The organism is Streptomyces anthophorae (assembly GCF_049310305.1).
Classification (GTDB): domain Bacteria; phylum Actinomycetota; class Actinomycetes; order Streptomycetales; family Streptomycetaceae; genus Streptomyces.
Window position 1 is genome coordinate 3,973,792 of the sequence record NZ_JBLWQQ010000001.1, and the last position, 11,875, is coordinate 3,985,666.

9 protein-coding genes are annotated in these 11,875 nt (G+C 68.8%); 1 reads left to right on the plus strand and 8 read right to left on the minus strand.

Annotated features, from left to right (window positions below; translation table 11 throughout):
- Window positions 1-43 precede the first annotated feature (43 nt).
- A complete protein-coding gene (gene fahA / locus ACNYS0_RS17795) occupies window positions 44-1,294 on the plus strand; it encodes a fumarylacetoacetase (RefSeq protein ID WP_422482688.1) in 1,251 nt (416 codons plus the stop codon).
- A 59-nt stretch (window positions 1,295-1,353) separates the two neighbouring features.
- Here the strand turns inward: fahA and recQ are convergent, their stop codons facing one another.
- The 8 genes from recQ to nuoH all read right to left on the minus strand — a co-directional run bounded on the left by recQ (window position 1,354) and on the right by nuoH (window position 11,868).
- A complete protein-coding gene (gene recQ / locus ACNYS0_RS17800; protein ID WP_422474808.1) occupies window positions 1,354-3,315 on the minus strand; it encodes a DNA helicase RecQ in 1,962 nt (653 codons plus the stop codon).
- Between the two features lie 208 nt (window positions 3,316-3,523).
- The gene (gene nuoN, locus ACNYS0_RS17805) at window positions 3,524-5,188 is read right to left on the minus strand and encodes an NADH-quinone oxidoreductase subunit NuoN (protein WP_422474810.1); all 1,665 of its coding nucleotides are present in this window, start codon (window positions 5,186-5,188) and stop codon (window positions 3,524-3,526) included.
- A gap of 8 nt (window positions 5,189-5,196) precedes the next feature.
- The gene (locus ACNYS0_RS17810; protein WP_422474812.1) at window positions 5,197-6,771 is read right to left on the minus strand and encodes an NADH-quinone oxidoreductase subunit M; all 1,575 of its coding nucleotides are present in this window, start codon (window positions 6,769-6,771) and stop codon (window positions 5,197-5,199) included.
- A gap of 5 nt (window positions 6,772-6,776) precedes the next feature.
- A complete protein-coding gene (gene nuoL, locus ACNYS0_RS17815; protein ID WP_422474814.1) occupies window positions 6,777-8,723 on the minus strand; it encodes an NADH-quinone oxidoreductase subunit L in 1,947 nt (648 codons plus the stop codon).
- A gap of 14 nt (window positions 8,724-8,737) precedes the next feature.
- Window positions 8,738-9,037: an NADH-quinone oxidoreductase subunit NuoK gene (gene nuoK / locus ACNYS0_RS17820; RefSeq protein ID WP_020130147.1), complete on the minus strand. Its 300-nt coding sequence runs from the start codon at window positions 9,035-9,037 to the stop codon at window positions 8,738-8,740.
- Window positions 9,034-9,870, minus strand: coding sequence for an NADH-quinone oxidoreductase subunit J (locus tag ACNYS0_RS17825; protein ID WP_422474816.1), 837 nt, complete (start codon window positions 9,868-9,870; stop codon window positions 9,034-9,036). Before ACNYS0_RS17825 ends, nuoK begins: the two co-directional genes overlap by 4 nt.
- Entirely contained in the window at window positions 9,867-10,502 is a 636-nt protein-coding gene (gene nuoI, locus ACNYS0_RS17830; protein WP_422474818.1) for an NADH-quinone oxidoreductase subunit NuoI, read from the minus strand. Before nuoI ends, ACNYS0_RS17825 begins: the two co-directional genes overlap by 4 nt.
- The gene (nuoH, locus tag ACNYS0_RS17835) at window positions 10,495-11,868 is read right to left on the minus strand and encodes an NADH-quinone oxidoreductase subunit NuoH (protein ID WP_385756043.1); all 1,374 of its coding nucleotides are present in this window, start codon (window positions 11,866-11,868) and stop codon (window positions 10,495-10,497) included. The genes nuoI and nuoH overlap by 8 nt, the downstream gene beginning before the upstream one ends.
- Window positions 11,869-11,875 lie beyond the last annotated feature (7 nt).

Sequence of the window (11,875 nt, forward strand, 5' to 3'; positions counted from 1 at the left end):
AGCCACCTCCGAGTCCGCGTCCGAGCACACCCCGCTCGACCGTCTGGACCCACTCGACCTTCCCGAAGGCCACCCCTTCGGCCCGCACAACCTTCCGTACGGAGTCTTCTCCCTCGACTCGTCCGAGAGTGCCGAGCGCTCGGTGGGCGTGCGGATAGGGGACCACGTCCTGGACGCGGGCGGCGCCGCCGCGGCCCTCGGCTCCCCCTACGTCTCGGTCCTGGCCCGCCCGAACCTCAACTCCCTGCTCGCGGCCGGTCGTACGACCTGGTCGGACGTGCGCCGCGCGCTGACGGCCTGGGTCACGGTCCCGGCCCACCGCGAGGTCGTCCGCCCCTTCCTGCACCCCCTGTCCTCGGTCACGCTGCACCTCCCCTTCGAGGTCGCGGACTACGTCGACTTCTACGCCTCGGAGAACCACGCCTCGAACCTCGGCCGGCTCTTCCGCCCCGACGAGGAGCCCCTGAAGCCCAACTGGAAGCACCTCCCGGTGGGTTACCACGGCCGCTCCGGCACGGTCGTCGTCTCCGGCACGGACGTGGTGCGCCCCTCGGGCCAGCGCAAGGCCCCCGCCGACCCGGCACCGGTCTTCGGCCCGTCCGTCCGCCTCGACATCGAGACCGAGGTCGGCTACGTGGTCGGCGCCCCGTCGCGGCAGGGCACGCCGGTCCCGCTCTCCTCCTACCGGGACCACGTCTTCGGCATCTGCCTCCTCAACGACTGGTCGGCGCGCGACATCCAGAGCTGGGAGACGGTGCCGCTCGGCCCGAACCTCGGCAAGTCCTTCGCGACGTCGATCTCCGCGTGGATCACCCCCCTTGAGGCCCTGGACGCGGCCCGCGTGGGCCCGCCGGAGCGGACGGTGCCGCTCCTTCCGTACCTGGACGACAGCGGCCCCGAGGCGGCCGCCGACCCGGCCGGCTACGACCTGCGTATCACGGTCACCCTCAACGGCCAGGTGATCTCCGAGCCCCCCTTCTCCGGCATGTACTGGACGGGCGCCCAGATGCTCGCCCATATGACGGTCAACGGCGCCTCCCTGCGCACCGGCGACCTCTACGGCTCGGGCACGATCAGCGGCACCGAGGACAACGAGCGCGGCTCCCTGATCGAGATCACCTGGAACGGGCAGCAGCCACTCGACCTCCCCGACGGCAAGCGCGGCTTCCTGGAGGACGGCGACGTGGTCACCCTCTCCGCCTGGGCCCCCGGCCCGGACGGCGCGAGGGTCCAACTGGGCGAGGTCACGGGCCGGATCGTGCCGTCGGCGCAGGCCTCCGGGCGGGCAATGTAAGCCCCTGCGGCGATTGAGCAGCGGGGCCCGGGGCAGAGCCCCGAGACGTCAACCCCGCACTACCAGTCGACATCCTCCGGCACCGGCTCATCCTCCGGCGGCGGCTCCTGGCCCACATAGTCGGGCCAGGACTCGTCGCCGCCCCGCGCCACCCCGGAGGCGGCCCCCGTCGCTCCGGTGGGCTCACCTCTCAGACCCGCCAGAACCCCCAACACACCCTCCCCCCACGTCGCCAGCTTCTTCTCGCCGACCCCGCCGATCGTGCCCAACTGCGCCAGCGACGTGGGCTGCTGCTGTGCGATCTCGGCCAACGTCGTGTTCTGGAAGATGACGTACGCCGGCACCCCGTGCTCCTTCGCCTGCGCGCCGCGCCAGGAGCGCAGCGCCTCGAAGACCGGCGCCACCTCCGCCGGAAGCTCGACCGCGGGCGACTTGGCCTTGCGCTCACGGGCCGTCGCCGCACGGGGCGCCGGCTTCGGCTCCTTGCGCAGCCGCACCTCCCGCTGCCGAGCCAGCACCGAGCCGCTCTCCTCGGTGAGCACCAGCGTCCCGTACTCGCCCTCGACCGCGATGAGCCCCTGCGCCAGCAACTGCCGCACCACGCCCCGCCATTCGGTCTCGGCCAGCTCCTCGCCGATCCCGAACACGGAGAGCTGGTCGTGGTCGAACTGGATGACCTTGGCGCTGCGCTTGCCCAGCAGGATGTCGATGATCTGGCCCGCGCCGAACTTCTGGCGCCGCTCCCGCTCCAGGCGCACCACGGTCGAAAGGATCTTCTGCGCGGCGACCGTGCCGTCCCACGTCTCGGGCGGCGACAGGCACGTGTCGCAGTTGCCGCAGGACTCGGCGCCCTCCTGCCCGAAGTAGGTGAGCAGCTGGGCCCGGCGGCACTGCGCCGTCTCGCACAGCGCCAGCATCGAGTCGAGGTGGGCGGAGGCGCGGCGCCGGAACGCCTCGTCCCCCTCCCCCATGTTGATCAGCTTCCGCTGCTGCACCACGTCCTGAAGCCCGTACGCCATCCACGCCGTCGACGGCATGCCGTCACGCCCGGCGCGGCCGGTCTCCTGGTAGTAGCCCTCGACGGACTTCGGCAGGTCGAGGTGGGCGACGAACCGGACGTCCGGCTTGTCGATGCCCATGCCGAACGCGATGGTCGCGCAGACGACGAGGCCCTCCTCGCGCAGGAACCGCGACTGGTGCCTCGCACGCGTGCCCGCGTCCAGGCCCGCGTGGTACGGCACCGCCTCGATGCCATTGCGGCTGAGGAACTCGGCCGTCGCCTCCACGGACTTGCGGGAGAGGCAGTAGACGATGCCCGCGTCGCCCTCGTGCTCCTGCTTGAGGAAGCTCAGGAGCTGCTTCTTCGGGTCGGCCTTGCCGACGATCCGGTACTGGATGTTGGGCCGGTCGAAGCTCGCCACGAAGTGCTTGGCGTCCGGCATGCCGAGGCGCTGGGTGATCTCCTGGTGCGTGGCGTGCGTCGCCGTCGCGGTCAGGGCGATGCGCGGCACGTCCGGCCAGTTCTGGCCGAGCACGGAGAGCGTCAGGTAGTCGGGGCGGAAGTCGTGACCCCACTGCGCCACACAGTGCGCCTCGTCGATCGCGAAGAGGGAGATCTTGCCGCGCGACAGCAGCCCGAGCGTGGAGTCGAGGCGCAGCCGCTCCGGCGCCAGATAGAGCAGGTCGAGCTCGCCCGCGAGGAACTCCGCCTCCACGAGGCGGCGCTCCTCGAAGTCCTGCGTCGAGTTCATGAACCCGGCGCGCACGCCGAGCGCCCGCAGCGCGTCCACCTGGTCCTGCATCAGCGCGATCAGGGGCGAGACGACGATCCCCGTACCGGCTCTGACCAGGGCCGGGATCTGGTAGCAGAGCGACTTGCCGCCGCCGGTCGGCATGAGCACGACGGCGTCCCCACCGCCCACCACGTGATCGATGATCGCTTCCTGCTCACCGCGGAAGGCGTCGTACCCGAAGACCCGGTGGAGCGTGGCTAGCGCCTCGCTCCCGGTCACCTCGCTCATACCCTGTGTCCCGTCCATCGCCCTGCCCCCGTGCGTCCAGCTCGTCTCGACTTCTCCAGTAACGATAGGGGTCCGGACTGACACCCCGGAAAGTTATCCACAGGCTGGGAGTGCGCTCGGGTCCCGATCCCTTCGCGGCCCGCACATGCGAAGGCCCGGCCCCCTCCCAGGGGCCGGGCCTCCACCACGCGCGACGGCGGCCGTACCGCTACCGCACGAACACCCCGGCCTGGCCCGCCAGGTCGAGGAAGTACTGCGGCGCGAGGCCCAGCACGATCGTGACGGCCACGCCCACGCCGATCGTCGTCATGGTCAGCGGCGACGGCACGGCCACGGTCGGCCCGTCCGCCTTCGGCTCGCTGAAGAACATGAGGACGATCACGCGGATGTAGAAGAACGCGGCGATCGCCGAGGACACGACACCGACCACGACGAGCACGCCCGCACCGCCCTCGGCCGCCGCCTTGAACACGGCGAACTTGCCCGCGAACCCGGAGGTCAGCGGGATACCGGCGAAGGCCAGCAGGAACACCGCGAAGACCGCGGCCACCAGCGGGGACCTGCGCCCGAGCCCCGCCCACTTCGACAGGTGCGTAGCCTCGCCCCCCGCGTCGCGCACCAGCGTCACCACGGCGAAGGCGCCGATGGTCACGAAGGAGTACGCGGCCAGGTAGAAGAGGACGGACGAGACCCCTTCGGGCGTCGTCGCGATGACACCGGCCAGGATGAAGCCGGCGTGCGCGATCGAGGAGTACGCGAGGAGCCGCTTGATGTCGGTCTGCGTGATCGCGACGATCGCGCCGCCCAGCATCGTGACGATGGCGATGGCCCACATGACCGGACGCCAGTCCCAGCGCATCCCCGGCAGGACGACGTACAGCAGGCGCAGCAGCGCGCCGAAGGCCGCGACCTTCGTGGCGGCCGCCATGAACCCGGTGACCGGCGTCGGAGCGCCCTGGTACACGTCCGGCGTCCACATGTGGAACGGGACGGCACCGACCTTGAACAGCAGGCCCATGCCGACCAGCGCCATGCCGATGAGCAGCAGCGCGTCATTGCCCATGGTGTCGGCGAGGGCCGGGTCCACGTTCTGGATCGAGCCGTCGACGACGCTCGCGATCGTGGCGTACGAGACGGAGCCCGCGTAGCCGTACAGGAGCGCGATGCCGAACAGGGTGAACGCGGACGCGAAGGCGCCGAGCAGGAAGTACTTGACCGCGGCCTCCTGCGACATGAGCCGCTTGCGGCGGGCCACGGCGCACAGCAGGTACAGCGGGAGCGAGAAGACCTCGAGTGCGATGAACAGCGTCAGCAGGTCGTTCGCCGCGGGGAAGACCAGCATTCCGGCGATCGCGAAGAGCGCCAGCGGGAACACCTCGGTGGTGGTGAACCCGGCCTTTATGGCCGCCTTCTCGCCGTCGCTGCCCGGCACGGAGGCGGCCTGCGCGGCGAACGAGTCGACGCGGTTGCCGTGCGCCTCCGGGTCGAGCCGCCGCTCGGCGAACGTGAAGATCGCGACGAGCCCGGAGAGCAGGATGACGCCTTGGAGGAACAGCGCGGGCCCGTCGACGGCGATCGCGCCCATGGCCGCGATGTGTGCCTTCGTCGTCCCGTACCCGCCGGCCGCGAGCCCCACGACCGCCGCGAAGGCGGCCGCGAGGGCGACGACGGCGAGGAACACCTGCACGTAGTAGCGGGACCGGCGCGGCACCAGGGCCTCGACCAGGATCCCCAGGACGGCGGCACCGATGACGATCAAGGTCGGCGACAATTGCGCGTACTCGATCTTCGGGGCGTCGATCTTGGAGATCCCCTCCTGAACGGGCCCCGCGGCCGTCGTTGTCCACAGGCTGTGGACGGAAGTAGCACTCACCAGTGCACTCATTTGTGAGCCGCCTCCACTTCCGGCTTCGGGTCCTTCTTGTGGACGTCGGACAGGGTGTGCTTGACCGCCGGGTTCACCAGCTCGGTGAGCGGCTTCGGGTAGACGCCCAGGAAGATCAGTACGCCGATCAGCGGGACCACGACCGCGAGCTCACGCACCCGCAGGTCCGCGATGCCCTCGGTCGACGGCTTCACCGGGCCCGTCATGGTGCGCTGGTAGAGGACCAGTGTGTAGAGCGCGGCGAGCACGATGCCGAACGTGGCGATGATGCCGATCACCGGATAGCGCGTGAACGTGCCGACCAGGACCAGGAATTCGCTCACGAAGGGCGCGAGACCCGGCAGCGAGAGCGTCGCCAGGCCGCCGATCAGGAACGTGCCGGCGAGCACCGGGGCGACCTTCTGCACGCCCCCGTAGTCCGCGATGAGCCGCGAACCGCGCCGCGAGATCAGGAAGCCGGCGACCAGCATCAGCGCCGCCGTCGAGATCCCGTGGTTGACCATGTAGAGCGTCGCGCCGGACTGGCCCTGGCTGGTCATCGCGAAGATGCCCATGATGATGAAGCCGAAGTGCGAGATCGACGCGTAGGCGACCAGGCGCTTGATGTCGCGCTGGCCGACCGCGACAAGCGCCCCGTAGACGATGCTGATCAGGGCGAGCACCAGGATCACCGGCGTCGCCCACTTGCTCGCCTCCGGGAAGAGCTGGAGGCAGAAGCGGAGCATCGCGAACGTACCGACCTTGTCGACAACTGCCGTGATCAGTACGGCGACCGGGGCGGTGGCCTCCCCCATCGCGTTCGGCAGCCAGGTGTGCAGCGGCCACAGCGGAGCCTTCACCGCGAAGGCGAAGAAGAAGCCCAGGAAGAGCAGCCGCTCGGTGTTGGTCGCCATGTCGAGCGAACCGCTCGCGCGGGCCTCGGCGATCTCCGAGAGCGAGAAGCTCCCCGCCACCACGTAGAGGCCGATGACGGCCGCCAGCATGATGAGGCCGCCGACGAGGTTGTAGAGGAGGAACTTGACCGCCGCGTACGAGCGTTGGGTCGCGGCCTCCTTCTCGCCGTGCGGGCCCGCCCGGTCCCCGAAGCCGCCGATGAGGAAGTACATCGGGATGAGCATGGCTTCGAAGAAGATGTAGAACACGAAGACGTCGGTGGCCTCGAAGGAGATGATCACCATCGCCTCGACGAGGAGGATCAGGGCGAAGAAGCCCTGAGTCGGCCGCCACCTCGTGTTCCCGGTCTCCTGCGGGTCGGCGTCGTGCCAGCCCGCGAGGATCACGAACGGGATCAGCAGCGCGGTCAGCGCGATGAGAGCCACCGCGATGCCGTCCACACCCAGTTCGTAGCGGACTCCGAAGTCCTTGATCCACGCGTGCGATTCGGTCAGTTGGAAGCGGCCGCCACCAGGATCGAAGCGGACCGCGACCACCGCCGCGAGCACCAGGGTGGCGAGCGAGAACAGCAGCGCGAGCCACTTGGCCGCGGTGCGCTGCTTCGCCGGCACGGCGGCCGTGGCGATCGCGCCCACGGCCGGCAGTACCGCCGTCGCTGTCAGCAGAGGAAAAGACATCGGTATCAGACCGCCCTCATCAGCAGGGTCACTGCGGCAATGACCGCCGCGCCGCCGAACATCGAGACGGCGTACGAGCGCACGTAGCCGTTCTGGAGTTTGCGCAGCCGACCGGACAGACCCCCGACGGAGGCCGCCGTCCCGTTGACCACCCCGTCGACCAGGGTGTGGTCGACGTATACGAGGGAGCGCGTCAGGTGCTCGCCGCCGCGCACCAGGACCACGTGGTTGAAGTCGTCCTGGAGCAGGTCGCGCCGGGCGGCGCGGGTGAGCAGCGAGCCGCGCGGGGCGACGACGGGAACCTCGCGGCGCCCGTACTGGACCCAGGCGAGCCCCACACCGATCACCAGGCACACCATGGTGGCTCCGGTGACGACGCCCGCGCTGATGGGCGCGTGCCCGTGATCGTGCCCGGTGACCGGCTCCAGCCAGTGCAGGAAGCGGTCCCCGATGGAGAAGAAGCCACCGGCGAAGACCGAGCCGACCGCGAGCAGGATCATCGGGATCGTCATGGAGGACGGGGACTCGTGCGGGTGCGGCTCGGTGTGCGCGCCCTGCGTCTCGGCCGCCGGCTCGGCGCTCGGCTGCTCCGGCGACGCCGTCGCCCGGTTCTTCCAGCGCTCCTCACCGAAGAAGGTCATGATCATCACGCGGGTCATGTAGAACGCGGTGATGGCCGCGCCGAGCAGCGCGACCGAGCCGAGGATCCAGCCCTCGGTGCCGCCCTTGGCGAACGCCGCCTCGATGATCTTGTCCTTGGAGAAGAAGCCGGACAGGCCCGGGAAGCCGATGATGGCGAGATACCCGAGACCGAACGTCACGAAGGTGACCGGCATGTACTTCCGCAGGCCGCCGAACTTCCGCATGTCGACCTCGTCGTTCATGCCGTGCATGACCGAACCGGCGCCGAGGAAGAGCCCGGCCTTGAAGAAGCCGTGCGTCACCAGGTGCATGATCGCGAACACGTAGCCGATGGGGCCGAGGCCCGCGGCGAGGATCATGTAGCCGATCTGCGACATCGTCGAGCCGGCGAGGGCCTTCTTGATGTCGTCCTTCGCGCAACCGACGATCGCACCGAACAGCAGCGTGACCGCGCCGACGATGGTGACGACGAGCTGGGCGTCCGGCGCCCCGTTGAAGATCGCGCCGGAGCGGACGATCAGGTAGACGCCCGCGGTCACCATGGTCGCGGCGTGGATGAGGGCCGAGACCGGGGTCGGGCCCTCCATCGCGTCCCCGAGCCAGGACTGAAGCGGCACCTGCGCCGACTTGCCGCACGCGGCGAGCAGCAGCATCAGGCCGATGGCGGTGAGCTTGCCCTCGCTGGTGTCCCCGGTGGCCTCCAGGACATCGCCGAAGGCGAAGGTCCCGAACGTCGTGAACATCAGCATGATCGCGATGGACAGACCCATGTCGCCGACGCGGTTGACCAGGAACGCCTTCTTCGCGGCGGTGGCCGCGCTCGGCTTGTGCTGCCAGAAGCCGATCAGCAGGTACGAGGCGAGGCCCACGCCCTCCCAACCGACGTAAAGCAGAAGGTAGTTGTCGGCGAGGACGAGAAGCAGCATCGCCGCGAGGAACAGGTTCAGGTAGCCGAAGAAGCGGCGGCGCCGCTCGTCGTGCTCCATGTACCCGATCGAGTACAGGTGGATCAGCGTGCCCACACCGGAGATCAGCAGGACGAACGTCATCGACAGCTGATCGAGATGGAACGCGATGTCCGCCTGGAAGCCCTCGACGGGGATCCAGCTGAACAGGTGCTGGCTGAGTGTGCGGTCCTCCGGGCCCTTCCCGAGCAGATCGGAGAAGAGCACGACGGCGATCACGAAGGAGACGGCCGCGAGCAGCGTGCCGAGCAGATGACCCACCCGGTCCAACGCCCGCCCGCCGCACAGCAGTACGGCCGCTCCGAGCAGTGGCGCCGCTACAAGCAGCGCAATCAGGTTCTCCACGATTCAGCGACCCCTTACAGCTTCATCAGGCTGGCGTCGTCGACCGAGGCCGAGTGGCGGGAACGGAACAGCGACACGATGATCGCGAGCCCCACGACGACCTCGGCGGCGGCGACGACCATCGTGAAGAACGCGATGATCTGGCCGTCGAGATTGCCGTGCATGCGGGAGAACGTGACGAACGCGAGGTTGCACGCGTTCAGCATCAGCTCGATGCACATGAACACGACGATCGCGTTCCGCCTGATGAGCACGCCGGTGGCGCCGATCGTGAACAACAGGGCCGCGAGATACAGGTAGTTGACCGGATTCACTTCGACGCCTCCTCGGCCCGCTCGGCGTCCGAACGCTCCAGGCGGTCCGAGGACCGCTGTTCCAGAGCCTTCAGATCGCTCATCGCCTCACCGGTGACGTCCCGGATCTGACCGCGTTCGCGCAGTGTCTGCATGACCGTGAGCTCCGAGGGGGTGCCGTCGGGCAGCAAGCCCGCGATGTCCACCGCGTTGTGCCGGGCGTAGACGCCCGGGGCGGGCAGCGGCGGCAGGTGCTTGCCCTCGCGCACGCGCTCCTCGGCCAACTCGCGCTGGGTCTTGGCCCGCTCGGTGCGCTCGCGGTGCGTGAGCACCATCGCGCCGACCGTGGCCGTGATCAGCAGGGCGCCGGTGATCTCGAAGGCGAAGACGTACTTGGTGAAGATGAGGGACGCCAAGCCCTCCACGTTCCCCCCGGCGTTCGCCTTGCCGAGGCCGTTGAACTGCTTCAGCGAGGCGTTGCCGATCCCCGCGATGAGCAGCACCCCGAAGCCGAGGCCGCACAGGGCGGCGAGCCAGCGCTGCCCCTTGATGGTCTCGGTCAGGGAGTCTGCCGCGGTGACGCCGACGAGCATCACCACGAAGAGGAACAGCATCATGATCGCGCCGGTGTAGACGACGATCTGCACGATGCCCAGGAAGTACGCCCCGTTGGCCAGGTAGAAGATCGCCAGGATGATCATGGTGCCGGCCAGGCACAGGGCGCTGTGCACGGCCTTCTTCATCAGGATCGTGCACAGGGCGCCGATGACGGCGACCGTGCCGAGGATCCAGAACTGGAAGGCCTCGCCGGTGGAGGTGTTGGCGGCGAGCGTCGTCGCGAGCTGCGCACTCATGCGTCCACCCCCGCTTCGCCTTCGGCGACCACCTCGTCCGGCTTCTCGCCCTTGGAGACGGCCACTTGGCGCTCGGTGCCGGGCGCGGCCTCGGTCACGAGTCCCCGGTAGTAGTCCTGCTCGTCCATGCCGGGGAAGATCGAGTGCGGGCTGTCGACCATGCCCTCGTCGAGCCCGGCGAGCAGCTGCTCCTTGGTGTAGATGAGGTTGGCGCGGCTGCTGTCCGCCAGCTCGAACTCGTTCGTCATCGTCAGCGCGCGCGTGGGGCACGCCTCGATGCACAGGCCGCACAGAATGCAGCGGGCGTAGTTGATCTGGTAGACGCGGCCGTAGCGCTCACCCGGCGAGTAGCGCTCCTCCTCGGTGTTGTCCGCGCCCTCCACGTAGATCGCGTCCGCCGGACAGGCCCAGGCGCACAACTCGCAGCCGACGCACTTCTCCAGGCCGTCCGGATGGCGGTTGAGCTGGTGCCGACCGTGGAAGCGGGGAGCAGTGGTCTTCGGTTGCTCCGGGTACTGCTCGGTCAGCCGCTTCTTGAACATGGCCTTGAAGGTCACGCCGAAGCCCGCGACGGGGTTCTGGAACCCCGGCTCGGTGTCCTTCTGTTGGCCGGAGTCGGTCTCGTCAGCCATCGGACGCCTCCTTTCCTTCGCGAGAACCGCCAAGCGACTCGTCACTCTGAGTATCGGGCCCGCCACTGACAATCAGCTCCCGCTCCCGACGGGAGCGCCTGCGCGGGACGGGCGGCAGTGTCTGTCCGGGCAGCGGCGGCACGGGGAATCCGCCCGCCATCGGGTCGAAGGCGGCGGGCTCTTCGGCGGCCTCGCGCTGCTTGGCCCCTCGGTCGCGGAAGATGTCCACGACGAACGACAGGAGGAGGACCACAAGGATCGCGGCCCCGACGTACAGGGCGATGGAGGCGAAGTCGTAGTTCTCGTTGCGCAGCGTTCGCACGGTCGCCACCAGCATCAGCCACACCACGGAGACCGGGATGAGGACCTTCCAGCCGAGCTTCATCAGCTGGTCGTAGCGGACGCGGGGCAGCGTTCCGCGCAGCCAGATGAAGAAGAACAACAGCAGCTGGACCTTGATGACGAACCAGAGCATCGGCCACCAGCCGTGGTTCGCGCCCTCCCAGAACGTGGAGACCGGCCACGGTGCGCGCCAGCCGCCCAGGAAGAGCGTCACGGACACCGCGGAGACCGTCACCATGTTCACGTACTCGGCGAGCATGAACATCGCGAACTTGATGGACGAGTACTCGGTGTTGAAGCCGCCGACGAGGTCGCCCTCGGACTCCGGCATGTCGAACGGGGCACGGTTGGTCTCGCCGACCATCGTCACGACGTAGATCAGGAACGACACCGGCAGCAGCACGATGTACCAGCGGTCGTGCTGCTGGGCGACGATCTCCGAGGTCGACATCGAGCCCGAGTAGAGGAACACCGAGGCGAAGGCGGCGCCCATCGCGATCTCGTACGAGATCATCTGCGCGCAGGAGCGCAGGCCGCCGAGCAGCGGGTACGTCGACCCGGACGACCAGCCCGCGAGGACGATGCCGTAGATGCCGACGGAGGCGACCGCGAGGATGTAGAGCATCGCGATCGGCAGGTCGGTGAGCTGCATCGTCGTGCGCTGACCGAAGATCGAGATCTCGTTGCCCGCCGGGCCGAACGGGATGACGGCGATCGCCATGAAGGCGGGGATCGCCGCGACGATCGGCGCGAGGATGTAGACCACCTTGTCCGCGCGCTTGACGATCAGGTCTTCCTTGAGCATCAGCTTGATGCCGTCGGCGAGCGACTGGAGCATGCCCCAGGGGCCGTGCCGGTTCGGGCCGATGCGCAGCTGCATCCAGGCGACGACCTTGCGCTCCCACACGATGGAGAACAGCACGGTCACCATCAGGAAGGCGAAGCAGAAGACCGCCTTCACGACGACGAGCCACCAGGGGTCGCGCCCGAACATCGAGAGGTCTTCGGCGGCCAGGGGACTCAGCGCCACA